The sequence below is a fragment of the Mycobacterium sp. genome, assembly GCF_019247635.1.
GTDB lineage: Bacteria > Actinomycetota > Actinomycetes > Mycobacteriales > Mycobacteriaceae > Mycobacterium.
Window position 1 is genome coordinate 115,035 of the sequence record NZ_JAFBAR010000090.1, and the last position, 21,095, is coordinate 136,129.

A 21,095-nucleotide genomic window follows, 5' to 3' on the forward strand; every position below is an offset into this window, starting at 1 on the left:
TACCTGGGTCCGATTGAACCGACTCGACCACGGCGACGTGACCAACTCCATGAAGACAAAACCAGGCACCACGGTAACCGTTGCAGACCCGTCCATCGCGGCGGTTGCTGTCAAATTCCCGCCGAATCGGTACAGCCAGGCCGAGGCAATCGGCGCGCTCACAGACTTCGCCGGCCCGGAGTTTCGACGCTTCGCCCTCAGCAGCGGAGTGGAGTCCCGCCACACCGCGCTCCCGCTGTCGCGGTACCAGAGGCTGACCGGGTTCACCGAGGCCAACGACGCCTACATCGAGGTCGCCCTAGACTTGGCCGAGCAGGCGTTCGTCGCCGCACTGGACAAAGCAAAGCTCAGGCCGTCGGAGGTCGACATCGTATTTTCGACAACGGTTACCGGGCTCGCCGTGCCGACACTCGAGGCGCGGCTGGCGGCGCGGGTGGGGCTGCGTCAGGACGTCAAACGCGTCCCTCTGTTCGGCCTGGGCTGTGTGGCCGGCGCGGCCGGGGTGGCGCGGATGCACGACTACCTCCGCGCATATCCGGACCAGGTGGCAGCGCTGCTGGCGGTCGAACTGTGCTCGCTGACCATTCAGCGCCAAGACAATTCGATGGCCAACCTGGTCGCGACCAGCCTGTTCGGCGACGGCGCCGCGGCGGTTATCACGCACGGCGCCAACCGGGCCTCCGCCCGACGGCCCGGTCCCAAGGTGCTGGCCACCCGCAGCCGCATCTACCCCGACACCGAAGAGGTCATGGGCTGGAAGATTGGCAGTGACGGCTTCCGGATCGTGCTGTCGGTCGACGTCGCGACGGTCACCGAGAAATACCTCGGCGACGATGTCCGTAATTTCCTCGCCGACCATGGGCTGACCACCCACGACGTGACGACGTGGGTCTGCCATCCCGGCGGGCCGCGGGTGATCGAGGCGGTCGAGAACATCTTGGAGCTGCCGGTAGATGCCCTCGACCACACACGAAATTCGTTGCGTGACAACGGAAATCTTTCTTCGGTCTCGGTACTGGATGTGCTGCGGGCCAACATCGCCGCTCCCCCGCCGGCCGGCTCGATCGGGCTGATGATTGCGATGGGTCCGGCCTTCTGCTCGGAATTGGTCCTGCTCGAATGGTAGGCACGCCGTGTATTACCTGCTGATCCTGGCGGTCGGAATCGAACGCCTGGCGGAGCTGGTGGTGTCCAAGCGCAACGCAGAATGGTCATTTTCCCAGGGCGGCAAGGAGTTCGGCCGTGGCCACTACGCGGTGATGGTGACAATCCACACTGCTCTGCTGCTCGGGTGCGTCATCGAAACATGGGCGCTGCACCGGCCGTTCATCGGCTGGCTCGGGTGGCCGATGCTGGGCGTGGCGGCGCTGAGCCAGGGACTGCGGTGGTGGTGCATCACGTCGCTGGGCCGACGGTGGAACACCCGGGTCATCGTGTTGCCGCATGCGCCGCTCGTCCAAAAGGGCCCCTACCGTTGGCTGCATCACCCTAACTACGTTGCCGTGGTTGCCGAAGGGCTGGCGCTGCCACTGATACACACCGCGTGGCTGACCGCGGCCGGTTTCACGGTGGCCAACGCGATCCTGCTGAGCGTGCGTCTGCGAGTGGAAAACTCCGCACTGGGCTACACAACGCTGACGGACCACACATGACCGATTACGACACCGACGTCTTGGTCGTCGGCGGCGGCCCCGCCGGCCTCGCCACGGCGTTACACGCTCGCCGGCAAGGGCTGTCGGTGATCGTCGCCGAGCCGCGCGAAAACCCGATCGACAAGGCGTGTGGTGAAGGGCTGATGCCCGGCGGCCTGGCCGAATTGACCTCGCTCGGAGTGGATCCGGCCGGTATGCCGTTTCGCGGTATCGCCTACGTGAGCGAACGTCGTCGGGTCGAGGCCAGGTTTCGCACCGGACCGGGCCGCGGTGTGCGACGCACCACCCTGCACGCCGCGCTGGCGGCGCGGGCCAAAGAGCAAGACACAGAATGGATCCGGACGAAGGTAACCGACGTCGAGCAGGACGCAAGCGGTGTGAGGGCCGCCGGTGTGCGGGCGAAATGGTTGGTTGCCGCCGATGGCCTGCATTCGCCGGTCCGGCGTGCCGTCGGTATCGAAGCGACCGCGGGGACCCCGCGGCGTTACGGCGTGCGGTGGCATTATCGGGTGCCGGCCTGGTCGGAGTACGTCGAAGTGCATTGGTCCCGCTGGGGGGAGGCATACGTGACGCCGGTGGAGCCGGATCTGGTGGGCGTGGCGATCCTGTCTCCCGGGCAGCCGGAGCTCGACTGGTTCCCTTGGCTAGCAAGGCATCTGGAAGGCGGCGGCCGAGGACATGCGCGCGGTTGCGGCCCACTGCGCCAGGTGGTGTCCCGGCGCGTGGCGGGACGGGTGCTGTTGGTGGGCGATGCGGCCGGCTACGAGGACGCCCTGACCGGTGAGGGCATCAGCCTCGCCGTCAAGCAGGCCGCCGAGGTGGTCCGCGCGATCGTCGCCGACGATCCGTCGTCGTATGAGGCTGCGTGGTACCGGGTTACCCGCAATTACCGGTTGCTCACCCGTGGTCTGGTGCTGGCCAGCGCCCCACGCGCCGCCCGGCGCGCCATCGTGCCGGCGTGCGCGCTGCTGCCTGGGGTGTTCCGGCGCGCGGTCAACGTGTTGGCGCACTAGCGCGAGCAGACGCAAAAGCACCCCAAATGGGCAAATTTGGGTGCTTTTGCGTCTGCTCGCGCTCTAACGTGCCTTCCAGACCGGCTCGCGCTTCTCGGCGAACGCCAGTGGACCTTCCCTGGCATCCTCGGATCGGATCAGGGTTTGCATCTCGCGCATGGTGCGGTCCCAGCCCGCTTCGTCAGCGGTGATCACACCGTCGTCGGCCCCGTAGGCGATGCGCTTGCTGGCCTGGACCGACAGCGGTGCGTTGACAGTGACGCGGGCGGCCAGCGCCAGCGCGGCATCGAGCACCGATCCTTGCCTGACGACCTGGTTGATCAAGCCCCATTCCCAGGCGTCGGAGGCGGTGAGCGGCTCGCCGGTCAACAGCAATTCCATCGCCACCTTGCGGGGCAACTGCTCCATGATCCGGAAGACACCGCCGGCCGCGGCGATCAGTCCACGCTTGACCTCGGGCAGCCCGAACTGGGCCAGCTCGTGGGCCACCACCAGGTCGCTGGCCAGCGCCAACTCGGTGCCGCCGCCCAGCGCGGTGCCGTTGACCGCCGCGATCGTCGGCTTGTCGATGAAATGGTGCACGTAGCCGGCGAAACCCCACTCGGCGTGGTCGGGGTGATACAGGTTCTCCCGGCGCGCGATCGCCTTGAGGTCGGCGCCCGCGCAGAACGACTTGTCGCCGGCGCCGGTGATCACCACGGCCCGCACGTCGGGGTCGTTTTGCGCCTCTTCCATCGCATCACCGACGGCGATGCTAACGGCGCCGTTGACCGCATTGCGCGCCTCGGGCCGGTTGATCGTGATAACCAGGACGTTGCCGCGGCGCTCGACGAGCGCACCCGGCTCGCTGCCTGCGGTCTGGGTCACAGCAGCTCCAGGATCGTCGCGTTGGCCTGCCCGCCACCCTCACACATGGTCTGCAAGCCGTAGCGAATTCCCTTGTCCCGCATGTGGTACAGCAGCGTCGTCATCAGCCGCGCCCCGGACCCGCCGAGCGGGTGCCCCAGCGCGATCGCGCCACCGTTGGGGTTCAGCTTCTTCTCGTCCGCGCCGATGTCGCGCAGCCACGCCAACGGTACCGGCGCGAACGCCTCGTTGACCTCGTAGGCCCCGATCTCGTCGATGGACAGCCCGGAGCGCTTCAGCACCTTCTGAGTCGCCGGGATGGGAGCGGTCAGCATGATCACCGGGTCGGCGCCGGCCAGCGTGGCGGTATGCACCTTAGCGATCGGCTTGAGCCCCAGCGACTTTGCCTTCTCGGCGGACATGAACAACAGCGCCGCCGAGCCATCGGAGATCTGCGAGGAATTGCCGGCATGGATCACGCCGTCTTCCTTGAACGCCGGCTTGAGCGAGGCCATCTTCTCCATCGGGGTTCCTCGGCGGATGCCTTCGTCCTTCAGAACTGCGTTTCCGTCCTGGTCCTTGATAGCCACGATCTGATCGTCGAAAGCACCGGAATCCTGTGCTGCAGCAGCCTTTTCGTGCGATCCGAGGGAAAACTCGTCGAGGGCCAGGCGGTCAAGTCCCCACTGCTCGGCAATCATCTCGGCACCCAGGCCCTGGTTCGGAATCCGGCCTTCGTAGCGCGCCAGGAACCGCTCCGGGTAGGGCCGCCCGCCGTTGGCCAGCGATGCCCCCATGGGCGTCCGTGACATGGACTCCACCCCTCCTGCGACGACGACGTCGTAATGACCCGCTACCACACCGGCCGCGGCGAAGTGGATGGACTGCTGGCTCGACCCGCACTGCCGGTCGACGGTCACGCCGGGCACGGTCTCGGGCCAGCCCGCGGTCAGCAGGGCGGTGCGGCCGATGTCGAGGGCCTGTTCGCCGGCCTGCATGACGCAACCCCAGATGACGTCGTCGACGACCTCGGGGTCGACACCGGCCTTGTCGACGAGCCCGTTAAGGACCTGTGCGGACAACTCGGCCGGGTGCACCCCGGACAGCCCGCCGTTGCGCTTGCCGATCGGCGATCGCACTGCCTCGACGATGACCGCTTCAGCCATGGGAATCTCTCCTTTGACACGCTGGACTTCAGACCTGATGTCTCAAGTAACTTGAGTCGATTGTCAACCAACGCGTTGGGCGGTACGGGGGCGGGGTCGCCTGGGCCGGCCTGTCGGCGGCTGACCAGGCTAAGGACGCCAGTTCGTTGGCCGCACGTACGACTGCGGTCACGTTTCATTCGCGTTCCGGCTAGTTTCGGGGAAGTAGGGTGCCGGGTATGAGCACCTCCTCCCCCGGGCCCGGTTGGTGGCTGGCGTCAGACGGCAAGTGGCACCCCCAGCGGTGGGAGACCACTTTCATCGCCCAAACCGATGAGGCCCTGCAGGCGGCGTTAGACGAGGCGAACCGACTCACGAAGGCCTACGGCGAACAGGGCTGGGAGATCGTCGGCTCCTCGGTGCAACGCACTCAGGTCGCCCGCCACTTCAAGGACTACGACAGGGTCGGCGACCACTACTACGAATGGAGCATCGTCTGCACCTTGAAACGGCCCCTCCCGCCGGGCTAGTGCCTCTGCGCCGAGATTGCCGCTATGGTCGCGTCCGAGGCCCAATCACAGCCCTCACGGCAATCTCGGCGCGCAGGAGGCTAGACGGCCGGATAGGCGACCGATTTGATTTCGGTGTACTGATCAAAACCGGCGACACCATTCTGGCGGCCGACGCCGCTGTCCTTGTATCCACCGAACGGCGTGTCGGCGCCGTACGGAGCGCCACCGTTGACGCCCATGAAGCCGGCCTTGATCCGGCGCGCCACGGCCAGTGAATGCTCCAGCGAGCCCGACATGACGTTGCCGGCCAAGCCGTACACGCTGTCGTTCGCGATCCGGATCGCCTCCTCCTCGTCGTCGAACGGGATGACGGACAGCACCGGGCCGAAGATCTCCTCCTGGGCGATCGTCATCGAGTTGTCGACGTCGACGAAAAGCGTAGGCCGGACGAAGAATCCACGGTCGAAACCGGTGGGCGCGTTGGGCCCGCCCACCAGCGCGGTGGCGCCCTCCTCGACGCCCTTGTCGATGTAGTACTGCACACGCGTGCGCTGCTTGTCCGAAATCACCGGGCCGCAAAGGGTTCCGGCATCCTGCGGGTCGCCGCACGTGACGTTCTCGTAGATGCTCTTGAGGATCGCCACGCCCTCGTCGTAGCGGGACCGCGGGAGCAACATCCGCGTCGGGTTGGCGCAACCCTGCCCGGCGTGCATGCAGGGCGCGATGCCGATCGCGCAGGCCAGGCCGAAGTCCGCGTCCTCGAGCACAATGGTGGCCGACTTGCCGCCCAGCTCCAGGAACAACCGCTTCATGGTCAGGGCGCCCTTTTCCATGATCCGTTTGCCGACGGCGGTGGACCCGGTGAACGAGATCAGGTCGACCTTGGGTGACAGCGTGAGCTCCTCACCAATCAGGTGGTCCGACGCGGTGACGACGTTGACCACGCCGGGTGGAATGTCGGTTTTTTCCGCGATCAGCCGGCCCAGCCGGGTGGCGTTGAACGGCGTATCCGGTGCCGGCTTGAGCACCACGGTGTTACCGGTGCCCAACGCCTGGCCGATCTTGTTGAGGGTGACCTCGAACGGGAAGTTCCACGGCACAATCGCGCCGACCACGCCCACCGGTTCCCGCCAGACCTTGCGGGTGGTCAGCGTTCCGGTAAGGCTGATGACCTTGTCGCCCAGGTCGGTTTCCCACGGGTACTCGTCGATCAGCTTGGCCGGATACCGCAGCCCGTCTTCCAGCGGAGCGTCCAGTTGCGGGCCGAAGGTGATCGCCCGGGGCGCGCCGACCTCGAGGATCAGCTCCTCGCGCAGCTCTTCCCGCTCGGCGTCGATAGCCTCATGCAGTTGCAGCAAGCAACGCTGACGCAGCTTGTGGTTGGTTGACCAGTCCGTTTCATCGAAGGCGCGCCGAGCGGCGTCGATGGCTCGGTGCATGTCTTCCGTCGACGCGTCCGCAACTTCGCCCAGCGGCTCCTCCGTCGCCGGGTTGATGTTGGTGAAGGTGCCGGCCTGGCCGTCGACGAGCTTGCCGTCGATCATCATCTTGGGCTCAAACCGGACCTTTACAGTGTCAGCCATACTTGTTCAGCTCTCTTTAGACGAGGCGCTGCTCAGAGCGCCGGGACGCGGGAAACCATCCCCAGACGGCTCACCCTACGGAGAGCCTTACTGGAAACTAGCCGATTGGCAACCTACAACCTGCAGGGTGTCGGCGCCCGCACACCTGGCGCACGCTCTTTCCGCTGCCCTGCAGCCATGAAGATCGCATCTCTACTGCGGGTCGAACAGCACGGGTAGCGACGTCGGCGACCGGAAAACCTGTCCGCGGATGTGCGGGTCACCACCGTCCGGGTCCAGTCGAAGATTCGGCAGCCGGTCAAGCAAAAGGTTGATGGCAGTGCGCATTTCAAGGCGCGCCAGGTGCATGCCGAGGCAGACGTGCACACCGTGCCCCCAGCCGAGGTGGCCCCTGGCTTGCCGGAAGATGTCGAAAGTATCCGGATCGGGATAGCGGTCTTCCTGCCGGTTGGCGGCTCCCAGCATCGGCATCACCGTCGAACCGGCCGGTATCGGCACCCCGCCGAGTTCGGTGTCGCGGGTGGCGACCCGGGTGATGGTCAGCAAGGGCGGTTCCCACCGCACGCCCTCTTCGATCGCCTGCGGCAGCAACGACCGGTCCGCGCGGATCGCCTCCAACTGCGCTGGATCCGACAACAGGCCGAAGAGCAGGCTTCCCAGCGACCGGTAGGTCGTCTCCACGCCGGCCGGCAGCAACAACCGGAGGAACGAGAAGATCTCCTCGTCCGCGAGCTTCTGCCCGTCGATTTCCGCCGCACCGAGCGCGCTGATCAGATCGTCCTTCGGCTCGGCGCGGCGGGCCTGCAGGATCGGCGCGAAGTAGTCACACAGGGCAGCCGAGGCCGCAAGTCCCCGTTCGGGATTCATCAGCCAGCTCAGCAGCGAAATCGACCACCGCTGGAACTGCGGGTAGTCCTTCTCCGGCAAGCCCAACAGGCGCGCAATGATCTGGCTCGGATAGTCGAAGGTGAACTCCTTCACCAGATCTGCCTTGCCGTTGGGTGCGAACTTGTCGATCAGCCCATTCGCCACGCGGCCGACCAGCTCGTTCTCCCACCGCGCCAACGACTTCTGCGTGAACGCCTTCGATATCAACGACCGCAGCCTCCCGTGGACCGGCTCGTCCATGCCGAGCATCACCCCTTCACCCAGAACCGGGCCGAACGCCGCGATCACGGCCGACGACGAAAACGTCTCGTTGTCGCGCAGCATCTGTTGGACATCTTCGTGCCGATACACGATGAACATCGGCAACGACTCCTCGTGCGGAAGCGCCCCCGAGGTCTCGAGCCGCTGTACCGGTTCCTCACGGCGCAGCCGCGCCAGTTCGGTGTACGGGTCTCGCACATCACCGGATATCGCGTCGTCGAAGGAGCCGAAGTCCTCGAGGTCGTCAAAAAGCTGTTCCATACTTACCCCTTCAGTCCACTTCAGTTCCATCAGTTCCCTTGCGACGCCTCGCCGCCAGCGCGCCCAAGCGCTGCAACACCGGCGCGGGAAGAACGCGCGCCGCGAAAACCATGAGCCTTTGGTCGACCGTCAAGGGCCATGCCCCACCGCGCATCGATCCCTGTCTGGGTATGCCGAGCGCCATCCGGGACACGTGGTGCATGCCGGATGCCGGCAAGATCCTGTTGGCAACCAACAGCATTGAGGCATCAGGTCCGACACCGCGCCGACGGAACGGACTACGGTCCTCCAGCGCCTTGAGCAGTCCGTCGGTGAACCGCTCGGGTGGCCGGGCGAAGCTGACCGCGAACCGCCCGCGGGTGTTCATGGAGTGGTGCAGCCGGGCGTAGGGGCCGTCGAAGTTGCGATCGTCGGTGGTGCCCGCGTCGGTGATGATGGCGGTGTCGTACGTGCCGGCCACCAGGACGGTGACACCGAGGCCGAACGGTGCGAGCTCGCACGCCATCGACTCACCCCACCGCTCCAACGCCCCCTTGGCCGCCGAATAGGGCGCGGTGCCCGGCTGGCCGCGCACCCCGGCCGCGCTGGATACCAAGACGATTCGCCCCTCGCCCGCCGCACGCATCGACGGCAGCAGAGCCTGGGTCAGCGCGACGGGACCCAGGACGCTGGTAGTGAATATCCGCTGCCACAGCGCCAGTTCGGTCTCTTCCACCATTCCGGCGGCAGAGACACCGGCGTTGTGCACCAGGGCGTAAGGCGCGCCGACGGCCTCTTCGATCGCCTTGGCCGCCGCGGCGACCGACGCGCTGTCCAACAGGTCGAGCTGCACTCCGATCAGTCGATCGTCATCCTCGCGCGCCCCTGTCGCCTTGCGCAGCAGCGTAATCCCGAGATCGGGTGTGCGCATCGCCGCGACCACGCGCCAGCCCTCGCGGTAGAGCCGAACGGCCGAGGCGAAGCCAAGGCCACGGGAAGCGCCGGTGATGACGACGCTGCGAGGCTCACCCATTCTTGTTCGCGGAGGCACAGGCACCGTGACCGGGTGGCGGCGGTTCGACGCGCGGCCGCCCGTTGGGCTCCCCGCTTGCCCAGGTTGACCAGATACCGACCGAATACGGACCTTGCGCGCCCGCCCTCTCGTAAAAGCCCTGTGGGTCATAGACTTTCGCCTCTGGATAGGGCCACGGGCAGGCCACCGAAGTCGCGGCATGGCTGACCTTGATGGCCCAGAACCAGGCGCCGTAGGCAAAGTAGGACACGTTGATGATGGCGAACATCACCAGGAACGTGCCCAGTACCGGTCGCGTCGGGAACAGCTTCGCCTTGGCGGCGAGCTTTTCGGCCACCGACTTACCGGTGTCGTCGCGGTAACAAAGGATCGCTGCCGGCACCATCACAAAGCACACCGAGAACGACTCCCAGATCAGCGGGAACTGGAAGGTCGTGCCGGTGAACACCGAGCCCCACGGAATGACCTGCGAGTAGATGTACATGCCCCAGTGGATGAGGATGTTCTCCAGGAACGCATCGAAAACAAAGCCGATCACCAGGGCGAGAAGGCCCAGGCTGACCAGCGGGCGGCGTGACGCGAACGACGTAGGCCCGTATTTGGCCTGTAGCTTCCGCAGGATCCAGACCGCCGGGAAGTAAGGCCCGAAATAGAACATCACGTAGCCGAACACCACGAACGGCTCGACGGTCGGCGACAGCGATACCAGCGGCCAGGACTCCGGCCAGTGAATGAGATCGGGGTTGTAGACCGCGAACGGCGACCAGTTCATGATCGGGTCCTGCCACACGATCAGCGTGGTGCACAGGAACATCAACATCACCGGGCTGCCCGGATTGCGCCGCCAGCCCCTGATGAACACCAGCAGCAGCACGATCAGCGCCACCACGGTGGCGTTGTCCAGGAATGTGATGTAGTCCAGCCCGAACGTGAACTTCACCGGTCGCGGTCGGCCGTGCACATCCGGGTTGGCGACGCGCGGGTCGAGGGCCACGCGGCAGTTCGCGATGAAGAACAACGCGAAGGCGGCCAGCGCGGCGCCGGCAATCCAGCCGCCCCGGCCACGCGCCCGGGTGGGCTCCTCGTCCGCCTGCACCGGTGCTGGCTGCTCCGTTGTCACGAGTCAGCCCTCGTCTCCGAAGCGATCGACCAAGTGCGAGTTGACGCCGTCGGCATCGAGGTTGCGCGCCACCAGATAGCCGGCACCCATCCAAGCCCGCCGCGTCCACTTTCCGAATGACACCCGGGTGCCGGGCGCACCCGCGGCGGCGGGCATCATCTTTACTCGCTCCAGCGCCTCTTTGACCCCACGCGGGCTGAGCGGGTGCGCATCGGTGAATGCCCGCACCAGCGTCGCGGCAACGTCATGATTGACCACCGGTACGCAATATTCGGGACGCCTGCCGTCGTACTTTTTGGCGTACCGATCGAGGAAATCCTGGCCGATGCGGTTCTCCTCGTCGTACTGGTCGACCCCGGTCCATCCCATGAACGCGTTCCACATGATCGGGTTCACCCAGGCGTTCTGGAATGCCGTGGTGGTGAACCTCGGCGGGTCCCAATCGACGGCCTGCAGCGCGGGATTGATGAAGACGATCCCGAAGCCGAAGCCCAGATGCACGATCGCTTCGGCCTTCGCATCATGCAGGGTCCGCACGGCTTCGTTGATGTCCTGTGCGGTCTGGGCGATCGCTGCTTCCGCAACGATGCGAATACCCTTGCGCCGACAAGCGTTTCGCAGATTTTTCAGATAGCTTTCACCGATCAGATTCTGCTCGACGAGGACCCCGATTTGCCGGAGCCCGCGTTTGGCGACGAGGTCCGCGATGAATATCGGCTCGTCGGTCATCGATCCCTGCGGGAAGGAGAATGTCCATTCGCCCAACCAGTCATCGGTTCCGGTGACGCTGATCGCCGGGACCTTGTATCGCTCTTCGATCGCTTCCCGCGTGGGCACGCAGTTGTCGGTGATGTGGGGTCCGAAAACCACCAGACAGCCTTCCTCGACGAGCTCACCGAATGCATCGATCACCGCCTTGACCGATCCCTTGGGCAGACCCTCCACTTCGCGGTAGACCATCTGTACCGGGCGGTCCAGCAACCCGAGTTCTACGGCCTCCTGGAATACCAGATCAAAGCACTGCGTGAAGTCCGCCAGCATCTCGTCGGGGAAACCCGGCGGGAGCCTGAAGTCCATCAGGTAGCCGACTTTGATCGGCTCTGCGCTGCTTTCGTAGGACATCTGGCCTCCCGGGTGACTCCAACGCGCGCCTATACCTAATATTTGTTCCGATACCCTAGCGGGGCCGTTATGCAGCGTCAATCATCAGACCCGCCCAGGTAGACCTCGATCATCTCGGTCAGACCCCGACCCACTGCCACGTCGTCGGTGAGCGGTCCGGCGATGGCCGCCCGGGCCGCCACCCGCATGGGCAGCCCCTCTGCGATCAGCCTGCCCGCCGCGATCAGCACGCGGGTCGACGCGACCTCACGCAGCCCGCCGGTTTCCAGGCGACGGATGGCCTGCCCGAGGCGCACCAACTCGGCCGCGGTGGCGCCGTCCACACCGGCCTCGTGTGCGACGATGCTCTCCTCGACATCGGCTGCGGGAAAGCCGAATTCGACGGTGACCATCCGCTGGCGGGTCGAGTCTTTGAGGTCCTTGAGCACGCTTTGGTAACCGGGGTTGTAGGACACCACAAGGCCGAATCCAGGGGCTGCGTCCAGCGTGACACCAAGACGCTCGATGGGCAGCTGCCGCCGATGGTCCGACAGCGGATGCAGGACCACGGTGGTGTCCTGCCGGGCCTCCACCACTTCGTCCAGGTAACAGATCGCGCCCTCGCGCACCGCCCGGGTAAGCGGGCCGTCCACCCACACCGTCTCGTCCCCTTGCAACAGATACCGACCGACGAGGTCCGCGGTGGTGAGGTCATCATGGCAGGCGACGGTGATCAGCGGCCGGCCCAGATCGTAGGCCATCGCCTCGACGAAGCGAGTCTTGCCGCAGCCCGTCGGCCCCTTCAAGACGAGCGCTAAACCCTGCCGGTAGGCGGCCTTGAAGAGGGCCTCTTCACCGCCGATCACCTGGTAATAGGGCCGCACGCTGTCTGCCTCCGGGGTCGTGCCGTTGCGTTGCACGAGTCCGGACTCGTTGGCCATAACTTTCCTTCTGCCGCCCGCGTTGAGTGCAGCCTAGCCGGAACAGATGTTTGTTTCAAGCTTCCCCGCGAGTGTGCGCAGATGTACGTGACTAGCGGCGTGTCGCTGTACTAACACGCACGCTCGCGGAAGTTTGGCGGCGCACCTCTGCCGAGCGCAGCGCGGACCGAAACAGTGGTCCGATCACCCCGGCGAGCTGGTCTGGGCGCGCGATCGTCGCATGCGCGGTGCTACCGAAGACCCGGCGCAGCGATTGCGCGTCCGTTCCCGCGCCGATAGTCAGGCATACGCAGCCGGTGCCACGGCGACGGGCCTCGATCAGGGCACGGCGCGCGTCCGCGGCGCCGTAAGCCCGCTCGTAGCCATGGTCGTATGCCAGTCCGTCGGACAACACCACCAGCAGCCGCCGCGACGTACCTCCGCGTGCCTCCACCACCGCCGAGCCGTGGCGGATGGCCGCGCCGAGTCGGGAGTACGCGCCGGGGTCGAGGCTGTTGAGCCGCTTCATGACTCGGGAGTCCAGGTGGTCGTCGAACCGCTTGACGGGCACCAGGTTGACTGCGCCGCGGCCCTGCGAGTAGTAGGCGTAGAGCGCGACGCGGTCGCCCAGATCATGCAGCGCGACAGTCAGGTTGGCAACGGCCGCACGCTGTTGTTCGTGCACCGTACGCCCCAGCGTTCCGGGCTCCGCCGCCGACCCCGACACGTCGAGCAGCAGCAGCACCGAAAGATCGCGCCGGCGCCGCAGGCTGTCGAGGTACACCGCCTCGTCGGGAACCGACCCGGCCAGCACCTCGACGCGGGCCTGGACCGCCGCGTCGATGTCGATGTCGTCACCTTGGGATTGACGACGGCGGCGGTGCAGACCCATGCCGAGTCGTGCCAGCGGACGCCGCACGCCCATGGCGTCGTCGATCGCCGCGGTCGCTGACGCCTTGACCTGCGGCTCGACCTCCCGCACGGTGCACCACGCGGGCCGGTAGCTCTTGTGCGTGACGTCCCATTCCGGATAACTCACACCGTCGGCGACGGCATTGCGGCCTCTGACGTCAGCGCCGTCCTCGCTCGACACCGAGGCCAACGACGACACCGCGTGCAGGCCGCGGTTCGCCGCATTGGTCCGATGCGTCGGAGTATCCGCGCCGGGTGGTCCGCCGCCGGCGCCGGTCTTGCGCGCGGCAGACAGCATCTTCTTCAGCCACTTGCCGATGACGCCACCCCCGCCGACCGGGCTGGTGAACAGATCCGGATCATCGGAATCGTCGATCGCGCCGTCGTCGAGTTCCTCAAGTTCCTGCCGAGCCGGGTCTCGCGGGACATGGCCGGGGTTCGCCCGGTCCTGGTGGGCGGCCGCTTTTGCACCCGCGGCCAGGACCTTCGCCGCACGGATCACACCAAATCCCGGCACCGGGTCGTCGATCGCCGCGCGTCCGCCGGCGATGCTGAGCGACGCGGCGGGTGAGTCGCTGCGACGTGCGATGTCGCGGTTGCCCACCGACGCCAACACACTTGGTAACAGGGCGGCGTTGCCGACCACCGCGCGGTGGCCCTCGATCGCGAGATAGCGTCTGGCCAACCGGGGGTGGCGGACCAGAGCGCGCATGACGTCGGGATCCAGGCTGCCGCCCGCGATCAGCGAGGCCTGCACGGCTATCGCCCGGAGGGTCTCGCGTTGCCGGGCCTGCGCGGAAGCATCGACGTAAACCGTTTGGCCGTTAGTCCACGGCGGTTCACCCTGTTGCACTTGGTCAACCGCCACGGGCCGACCCGCAAGCGCCGAGGCGAACATGCCGAGGGCCTGTAACCGCTCGGCACGAGCGTCGTGTGCCAGCTCGACCTCCGAACCATGGTGCAGGCGTTGACCAAATATCTGTTCCAGAATAGAGTCCGCTTCCAGTGCAGTCAATCAGATCAGCCCGTCGGCTGTAGTCACTGCCGAAGGCGGCCCCGGCGGGGTGTCTGCACGGGATCGTCGCGAATTAGCCAGGAGCGCAACATGATTGATTTTAATGACCGGGCCGCGGTGGTCACCGGCGCGGGTCGCGGACTGGGACGACTCTATGCGCTGGATCTGGCCCGGCGGGGCGCCGCGGTGGTGGTCAACGACGTGGGCGGATCGATGCGCGGCGACGGCGCGGACTCCAACGTCGCCGACGAGGTGGTCGACGAGATCATAAAGACGGGTGGCACGGCTATCGCATCCTACGATTCGGTCGACAACCCTGACGGCGGGCAGGCGATTGTCGATGCTGCCGTCGGCGCATTCGGGCGCCTCGACGCGGTCATCAGTAACGCCGGAATTTTCGGCAGTGTGCCATTCGAAGACCTCTCACTCGACGAGTGGACGCGAATGCTGCGCGTACATCTCGACGGTGGCTTTTATCTGTCACAACCCGCGTTCCGCGTGATGAAGAAGAACGGGGGCGGAAGGTTTGTGTTCATCTCGTCCTCCGCCGGAATCTTCGGCCAGCCGATGGAAGCGCATTACGCCGCGGCGAAGGCCGGCCTGGTGGGGTTGACGAACGTGATCGCGATCGAAGGCGAAGCCCATGGAATATTAGCCAATTCCGTTATGCCCATTGGCTTCTCGAGAATGGTCACAGAGACCGTGGGCGACGAGAGGTTTCTTGCCCAGTCCGGCTTCATGCGGGCCATCCGGCCCGAACTCGTCGTGCCGCTGGTCACCTTCCTCGCAAGCAGCGCCTGCACGTTCACTCACCGCAACTATTCGGCAGCCGCCGGGCGCTACGCGCGTGTGTTCGTCGGCCTCAGCGAGGGTTGGCTGGCACCCGCCGAAAGCGAACCCACTGCGGAAGACATCCAGGCCCACCTCGAGCAGATCTCCGCCACCGACACATTCTTCGTGCCCACGTCGATCGTCGACGAGGTGCTGGAAGTGTGTGAGCGACGCGGAGTCAGCGCGATGCCAGGCAACGCTGATGTCGCGTTCCCCGAACACCACAGCAACAAGGGCTGAAGCAGCCGGTTTGTTGACCAAATATCTGCTCAACCGTAAAGTCCGGCTGGTCGGCCATCACTCACGCACGAGGAAACGTGGATTTTTCTTACCCCGCTGAAGTCGAAGAGTTCCGCAACGACCTGCGCGCGTGGCTGTCTGCGAACCTGACCGATGACGTCATCGCCGCGCGACGCAACCAGGGCCGCGACGATGCCGTGTTCGAGAGGCTTCGGGCGTGGAATCGCACCATGGCCGATGCCGGCTGGGCGGCGGTCTCCTGGCCCCGCGAATACGGCGGTCGCGGAGCGACCTTGCTCGAGCAGCTGGTCTATACCGAAGAAACCACTCGAGCCCGAGTACCATTGCCGCTCAACGTAATCGGCATGAACAACATCGCGCCCGCCATCATGCAGTACGGCACCGAAGCGCAGAAGACGACGCTGCTGCCCCGCATGCTGCGCGCGGATGACATCTGGTGCCAGGGAATGTCGGAGCCGGAAGCGGGATCCGATCTGGCTTCGCTGCGCACCCGTGCGGCGCGTGACGGCGACAGCTTCGTCATCAACGGGCAAAAGATCTGGACTTCACTCGGGCACCGGGCCGACTGGTGTCAGCTGTACGTGCGCACCGATCCCGATGCCCCGAAACACCAGGGCATCTCCTGCCTGATCGTCGATATGAAACTGCCCGGCGTCGAGGTCCGCCCACTGGTCACCCTCAACGGCGACGCCGATTTCGCCGAGGTGTTCTTCCACGACGCGCGGGTGCCGGCCGATGCCCTGCTGGGTCCGCTCAATGCCGGCTGGCAGGTCGCTACCACCACGCTCAGCCACGAGCGCGCCGGGGCCGCGCGCCTCTACGCCGAGTTGCAAGTGCGGCTGAAAGAGTTGGTCGCCGATTTCGCCGAGGCGTCCGTGCCCGGGCGGTCGGCCCTGCGCAACGCGGCCACCCTCCAGCGCCTCGGCCAGCTCGCGGTGCGCATCAAATACCTGGAAGTCCTTTGCCAGCGGTCGATTTCGGCCACACTGCACGGCGGTCCGGATATCGCCGTGTTCGGGACGGCAAGCCTGGCCAAGACCGAGTGGGGCCAGATCGGACAGGACCTGGCCGCGCTGGCGTTCGACGTGTTGGGCACGCGCGGGCCGCGGCGCTGGGCCGACTATCGGCTGTCTTCGCGCTCGCTGACCATCGCCGGCGGCACGACGCAGGTCAACAAGAACATCACCGCGCAGCGGGTGTTGGGGTTGCCGCGCAAATGAACCTCGAGCTCACCGAAGAACAGGTCGCGCTCCGCGACACCGTGCGGCGCTTTCTCGCGGAGAAGGCCCCGGTCTCCGGTCACGCCCGCGAGTTGCTCGACGATCCGCGCGGCACCACCGACACGGTCTGGCAGGGCCTGGCCGATCTCGGGACAACCGGACTGCTGGTGCCGGAGGAATGCGGCGGAGCCGGAATGACGATGGTCGAAGCGGGCATCGTCGCCCAAGAGCTCGGCGCGGCACTGCACCCCGGGCCGTGGTTGTCCAGTGCGGTCACGGCCACCCGAGCGCTGACGCGGCAGGGCCAGGACTTCGAGGGCAGGGTGAAGCTGCTCACCGGAATCGCCGACGGCACCACGATCGCCACCGTGGTGGGACTCGGCAACGCTGACACGACGGCGGCCATCGAGCACGACGACGGGGTGCGGCTGTGCGGTGACATCGGCGCGGTTCCCGATGCCGCCGCGGCTCGCGTGCTGCTGGTGCTGGCCGAAGACCGGGGCGGTACCGGGCTTTTCGAGGTCGACGCCGCCTCCGCCGGCGTCACCGTGACGCGCGAGGACGGAATCGACGCCACCCGCAAGCACTTTCGGGTCACGTTGGACGACGCGGCCGCGCGGCGGTTGGCCGCCCCGGCGGCGGACGTGGTCACCGCGGTCGTCGACGACGCACTCATCGCCGCGGCCGCGGACGCGCTGGGCGCCGCCCGCACGGTCATGCAGATGGCCATCGAATACGCCAAAGTCAGGCAGCAGTTCGGCCAACCCATCGGCTCGTTTCAGGCGGTCCAACACCTGTGCGTCGACATGTTCGAAACAGTCGAGCTGGCCCGCAGCGGAGTGATCCACGCGCTCTGGGCGGCCGACAACGCCGACGCCGCGGAGCGCCACCTGTCCGCGGTTCGGGCCAAGGCATTCAGTGGGCAACTGGCCAGCGTGGGCGACACCGCGATCCAGGTGTTCGGCGGCATCGGGTACACCTGGGAACATGATGCGCACCTCTACCTCAAGCGGCTGCTGAGCTGGAGCCAATTCCTGGGCGGGCCCGACCGCTATCTCGAAGAAATCGGCGCCAGTCTCACGAAATCGCTTGGAGGCCTTCCATGATCGACTTCACCGATCAGGTCGTCGCAGAGCCCCAACGCACCGGACGGCCGGCGGCCGGCGGAATCCTCGACGTATGCGTGCGGCGGAGGGTCAACGCCTGATCATGGATACCGACTACCTACTCACTGCCACCCGCTCGGCGCGCATGTCGCTCGACCTGAACACGCCCATCGACCCCGCCGACATCCGCGATTGCCTGCGGATCGGCCTGCAGGCCGCCAACGGCTCCAACGCGCAGTCCTGGAAGTGGCTTGTGGTCACCAACCCCGGGCTCCGAAACAGGCTCGCCGAGCTGTACCGCGAGGCCTATCTGTTGCGGGTCGGCGGGCAGCTGCTGTCGGACTTGATGCCGGCGGGCACCCCGGAAAGCCGACTGTTGTCGTCCACCGAGTGGCTGGTGGAGAACATGGCGAAAGTACCCCTGCTGGTAATCCCTTGCTACCAGCCGTATCTGCCACGCATCGACGGCGACGAGTCATTTCACCGGGCCACGCTATATGGTTCGCTCTTCCCGCCGGTGTGGAACTTTCAGCTGGCGCTGCATACCCGGGGCTACGGGACATGCATCACCACCCTGCACCTGCACCGTGAAGACGATGTTCGTCAGCTACTCGAGATCCCGGAGGGCTATGTCCAGGGCTGCCTACTCCCGGTGGGCCGCCTGCGCCCCGGGCACACCTTCCGGCCCGCCCCGCGGCGTCCCCTCGACGAGGTGATCGCACTCGACCGCTGGGACGGCCCGCCGCTTTAGACGCAGCCGTGAGCTGGGTGTTCTGATAACCTCTAACAAAGATTTGGTTCATCCCAGAAGGCGAGTCGCACCGCTAGCAATGGCCAAAGCCGATGTATGGAGCACAGCCGATTCCGGGACTCGCCGAACCGAGATCCTGCAGACCGCGGCGTCCCTGATCGCGTCTTCGGGATTGCGGACCTCGCTGCAAGAGATCGCCGACGCGGCAGGCATTCTCCCAGGCAGCCTCTATCACCACTTCGAGTCCAAAGAAGCGATCCTCGTCGAGCTGATTCACCGCTATCAGGACGATCTTGACCGCATCGGGCGAAACGCGCAGGCGCGGTTGGACGAACCCGACCCACGGCCCATCGCCGCGAAGATCACCGAGCTGGGCTCCGCGATCGCCAACTGTGCCGTGCAGCATCCCGCCGCACTGCAGATGTCGTTCTACGAGGGGCCCAGCGCGGATCCGGAGCTGATGAAGCTCACCCAGCAGCAGCCCACAGCGATCCAGGAGGCGATGCTGCAGACGCTGCGCGCCGCCAGGTGGAGCGGCTACATCAAGCCCGACATCGATTTGCCGACTTTGGCCGACCGCATCTGCCAGTCCATGCTGCAGGTGGGGTTGCATGTCATGCGCGACAAGGCCTCGGCCGACCAGGTGGCTGGCCTGTTGTGTCGAATCATCCTGCAAGGCTTGGCCGCGAGGCCGCCCGCCGATCCGGCACTGGATCGTTCCAAGGCCTTCGCCGCCGCCTACAACGTCATCGAAACCTGGGCCGACGACAGCGACGCCGATCCCGGCGACAAAGCCGCCCATCTGCGGGCGGTGGCGCGAACAGAGTTCGGCCGCAAAGGGTATGAGGTCACCACGATCCGCGACATCGCGTCCGCGGCAGGGCTTGGCACCGGCACCGTCTATCGGGTGATCGGGTCCAAGGACGAACTGCTCGCCTCGATCATGCGGTCGTTCGGCCAAAAGGTAGAGGCGGGCTGGGTCGACGTCCTGCGTACGGACTCGACACCCGTCGAGAAACTTGACGCGCTGAGTTGGGTCAACGTCAACGCGCTGGACCAGTTCTCCGACGAGTTCCGGATTCAGCTTGCCTGGATGCGACAGTCTCCCCCCGACACGCCCAACCCCGGTTGGCTTTATGCCACGCGGTTGCGACAGATGAAATCACTGCTCTCCGAGGGCGTCCGGTCGGGAGAGATTCGGATCGACAGCCCGTCGACCGCGATGCTGGCGCGGTGCGTCATTGGCATGCAGTGGATACCCGAGAACATTCTTCGCCTCATCGGGATACGTGCGTCGCTACTGCACGCCCGCGACACGGTCCTGCGCGGCGTTGCGGTTCGCGGCAATTAGGAATCTCCGGCCGGGGCCCCGGTGTTGAACCTAATAACTGTTCTACATACAGTAGGGCCATTCGTAATGGCTTAGCAGAGGGAACTCAATGACTGTTATCGATCGGCTGCGGTATGACGGCAAGCGCGCGCTCGTTGTCGGTGGCGCTACCGGAATGGGTGCGGCGGCGGCCAAATCAGCCGGCGAGCTGGGCGCCGAAGTCATCGTGCTGGACTACGCGCCGGTGAATTACGACGTCGCCAAATCCATCCAGGTGGACCTGCGGGACCCGGCGTCGATCGACGCCGCGATCGAGCAGCTCGGCGGCCCGGTGCATGCCGTGTTCTCGGCCGCCGGCATCGCCGACGGACCGGACCTGATGAAGATCAACTTCATCGGTCACCGATACCTCATCGACCGATTGATCGAAAACAACCAGCTGCCGTCCGGCTCGGCGATTTGCTTCATCTCCTCGGTTGCCGGCATGGGGTGGGAGAACGATCTGGAGCTGCTGACCGAGTTCCTGGCCACGCCCGACTTCGAGGCCGCCGACGCCTGGGTCAAGGCCCACGAGTCGCAAGGCATCATTCACTACGGCTTCAGCAAGAAGGTCGTCAACACCTATGTGGCGACACAGGGCTATCCCTTGCTCAAGAAGGGGATCCGCATCAACGCCATCTGCCCCGGCCCAACCGACACTCCGCTGGCCCAGGCGAACGCCGACCTCTGGCTCACCTTCGCCCAGGACTACCGCGACGAGACCGGCTCCAAAGTCCACACCCCGGAGCAAATGGGCGACGTGATGGCGTTCCTCAACAGCGCCGCCGCCTTCGGCATCAGCGGCATCACGCTGCTGGTGGACTACGGGCACACGATGGCATCGCTCACCGGCGCATACCCGCCGGGCAAGCCGATCATCGATCTGATCATGGGGCGCGTCCAGCTTTAGGGCCGGTCCCACCCCCGGGCCGATCGCGATCGATTTCGCGCTCGGACGTCGCGCTCTGCGCGCCAGAACCGCAGAGTAAACTGCATCACGCAACTGGTCTGCTGACGCCGCAGTATGCGGCGCCGGCACCGAGCGAGGCAGGTTAGCTCTGCTTCGCGAGAGGGAACCCGGTGAGAATCCGGGACTGTCCCGCAGCGGTAAGCAGGAACGACCGCCGTCAAAAGCACTGGTCTCGAGGAAACCGGGACTGGGAAGCGACGGCCATTAGGAGCATCACCCGATGCACGCCTGCGAGTCCGAAGACCTGCCAGCTGTGCCGGGCGCGCCGCGTCCGGCGGCTCATCGCCTCGTGGAATGGGCGTTTGGCCGAACCCGTTTGGGATTGTGCACCGCAAGTGCACACCGC

Annotated in this window: 19 protein-coding genes and 1 riboswitch; of the genes, 10 read left to right on the plus strand and 9 right to left on the minus strand. The window is 65.9% G+C overall.

The window, feature by feature from the left end:
- Positions 1 to 49 precede the first annotated feature (49 nt).
- Genes JO236_RS14650 through JO236_RS14660 form a run of 3 tightly spaced genes read left to right on the plus strand, consistent with a single transcriptional unit; the run spans position 50 to position 2,665 of the window.
- A complete protein-coding gene (locus JO236_RS14650; RefSeq protein WP_293331411.1) occupies positions 50 to 1,126 on the plus strand; it encodes a type III polyketide synthase in 1,077 nt (358 codons plus the stop codon).
- 7 nt (positions 1,127 to 1,133) lie between these two features.
- Complete coding sequence (locus JO236_RS14655; RefSeq protein WP_293331414.1) at positions 1,134 to 1,652, plus strand: isoprenylcysteine carboxyl methyltransferase family protein; 519 nt, start codon at positions 1,134 to 1,136, stop codon at positions 1,650 to 1,652.
- Complete coding sequence (locus JO236_RS14660; protein WP_293331417.1) at positions 1,649 to 2,665, plus strand: NAD(P)/FAD-dependent oxidoreductase; 1,017 nt, start codon at positions 1,649 to 1,651, stop codon at positions 2,663 to 2,665. Before JO236_RS14655 ends, JO236_RS14660 begins: the two co-directional genes overlap by 4 nt.
- A gap of 63 nt (positions 2,666 to 2,728) precedes the next feature.
- On the opposite strand, the gene JO236_RS14665 is transcribed toward JO236_RS14660, so the two are convergent.
- Both JO236_RS14665 and JO236_RS14670 read right to left on the minus strand, forming a co-directional pair.
- Positions 2,729 to 3,532 (minus strand): crotonase/enoyl-CoA hydratase family protein, encoded by an 804-nt coding sequence (locus JO236_RS14665; protein ID WP_293331420.1) that lies wholly within the window; start codon positions 3,530 to 3,532, stop codon positions 2,729 to 2,731.
- A complete protein-coding gene (locus JO236_RS14670) occupies positions 3,529 to 4,677 on the minus strand; it encodes a thiolase family protein (RefSeq protein ID WP_293331423.1) in 1,149 nt (382 codons plus the stop codon). The genes JO236_RS14665 and JO236_RS14670 overlap by 4 nt, the downstream gene beginning before the upstream one ends.
- 218 nt (positions 4,678 to 4,895) lie before the next feature.
- On the opposite strand from JO236_RS14670, the gene JO236_RS14675 reads away from it, so the two are divergent.
- On the plus strand, positions 4,896 to 5,186 hold the full coding sequence (locus tag JO236_RS14675) for a hypothetical protein (protein ID WP_293331426.1): 291 nt from the start codon (positions 4,896 to 4,898) through the stop codon (positions 5,184 to 5,186).
- Positions 5,187 to 5,266: 80 nt separating this feature from the next.
- Here JO236_RS14675 and JO236_RS14680 read toward each other — a convergent pair whose 3' ends face one another.
- The 7 genes from JO236_RS14680 to JO236_RS14710 form a co-directional block, all read right to left on the minus strand.
- Complete coding sequence (locus JO236_RS14680) at positions 5,267 to 6,751, minus strand: aldehyde dehydrogenase family protein (protein WP_293331428.1); 1,485 nt, start codon at positions 6,749 to 6,751, stop codon at positions 5,267 to 5,269.
- A gap of 192 nt (positions 6,752 to 6,943) precedes the next feature.
- Entirely contained in the window at positions 6,944 to 8,161 is a 1,218-nt protein-coding gene (locus JO236_RS14685; RefSeq protein ID WP_293331430.1) for a cytochrome P450, read from the minus strand.
- Positions 8,162 to 8,171: 10 nt separating this feature from the next.
- The gene (locus tag JO236_RS14690) at positions 8,172 to 9,173 is read right to left on the minus strand and encodes an SDR family NAD(P)-dependent oxidoreductase (protein ID WP_293331433.1); all 1,002 of its coding nucleotides are present in this window, start codon (positions 9,171 to 9,173) and stop codon (positions 8,172 to 8,174) included.
- The gene (locus JO236_RS14695; protein WP_293331436.1) at positions 9,166 to 10,293 is read right to left on the minus strand and encodes a spirocyclase AveC family protein; all 1,128 of its coding nucleotides are present in this window, start codon (positions 10,291 to 10,293) and stop codon (positions 9,166 to 9,168) included. The genes JO236_RS14690 and JO236_RS14695 overlap by 8 nt, the downstream gene beginning before the upstream one ends.
- A gap of 3 nt (positions 10,294 to 10,296) precedes the next feature.
- Positions 10,297 to 11,415: an ABC transporter substrate-binding protein gene (locus JO236_RS14700; RefSeq protein ID WP_293331439.1), complete on the minus strand. Its 1,119-nt coding sequence runs from the start codon at positions 11,413 to 11,415 to the stop codon at positions 10,297 to 10,299.
- Positions 11,416 to 11,492: 77 nt separating this feature from the next.
- Entirely contained in the window at positions 11,493 to 12,335 is an 843-nt protein-coding gene (locus JO236_RS14705; RefSeq protein WP_293331442.1) for a CbbQ/NirQ/NorQ/GpvN family protein, read from the minus strand.
- Positions 12,336 to 12,426: 91 nt separating this feature from the next.
- A complete protein-coding gene (locus JO236_RS14710; protein ID WP_293331691.1) occupies positions 12,427 to 14,166 on the minus strand; it encodes a nitric oxide reductase activation protein NorD in 1,740 nt (579 codons plus the stop codon).
- Between the two features lie 165 nt (positions 14,167 to 14,331).
- On the opposite strand from JO236_RS14710, the gene JO236_RS14715 reads away from it, so the two are divergent.
- The 6 genes from JO236_RS14715 to JO236_RS14740 all read left to right on the plus strand — a co-directional run bounded on the left by JO236_RS14715 (position 14,332) and on the right by JO236_RS14740 (position 20,689).
- Entirely contained in the window at positions 14,332 to 15,312 is a 981-nt protein-coding gene (locus tag JO236_RS14715; protein WP_293331445.1) for an SDR family NAD(P)-dependent oxidoreductase, read from the plus strand.
- A 77-nt stretch (positions 15,313 to 15,389) separates the two neighbouring features.
- A complete protein-coding gene (locus JO236_RS14720; protein ID WP_293331448.1) occupies positions 15,390 to 16,553 on the plus strand; it encodes an acyl-CoA dehydrogenase family protein in 1,164 nt (387 codons plus the stop codon).
- Entirely contained in the window at positions 16,550 to 17,659 is a 1,110-nt protein-coding gene (locus JO236_RS14725) for an acyl-CoA dehydrogenase family protein (protein WP_293331451.1), read from the plus strand. The genes JO236_RS14720 and JO236_RS14725 overlap by 4 nt, the downstream gene beginning before the upstream one ends.
- A gap of 103 nt (positions 17,660 to 17,762) precedes the next feature.
- Positions 17,763 to 18,410: a nitroreductase family protein gene (locus JO236_RS14730; RefSeq protein WP_293331694.1), complete on the plus strand. Its 648-nt coding sequence runs from the start codon at positions 17,763 to 17,765 to the stop codon at positions 18,408 to 18,410.
- A 79-nt stretch (positions 18,411 to 18,489) separates the two neighbouring features.
- Positions 18,490 to 19,761 carry a TetR/AcrR family transcriptional regulator gene (locus JO236_RS14735; RefSeq protein WP_293331454.1) on the plus strand — a complete coding sequence of 424 codons (1,272 nt, stop codon included), beginning with the start codon at positions 18,490 to 18,492 and terminating at the stop codon, positions 19,759 to 19,761.
- 88 nt (positions 19,762 to 19,849) lie between these two features.
- Positions 19,850 to 20,689 carry an SDR family oxidoreductase gene (locus JO236_RS14740; RefSeq protein WP_293331457.1) on the plus strand — a complete coding sequence of 280 codons (840 nt, stop codon included), beginning with the start codon at positions 19,850 to 19,852 and terminating at the stop codon, positions 20,687 to 20,689.
- A gap of 122 nt (positions 20,690 to 20,811) precedes the next feature.
- Positions 20,812 to 21,016, plus strand: a riboswitch (cobalamin riboswitch).
- Positions 21,017 to 21,095 lie beyond the last annotated feature (79 nt).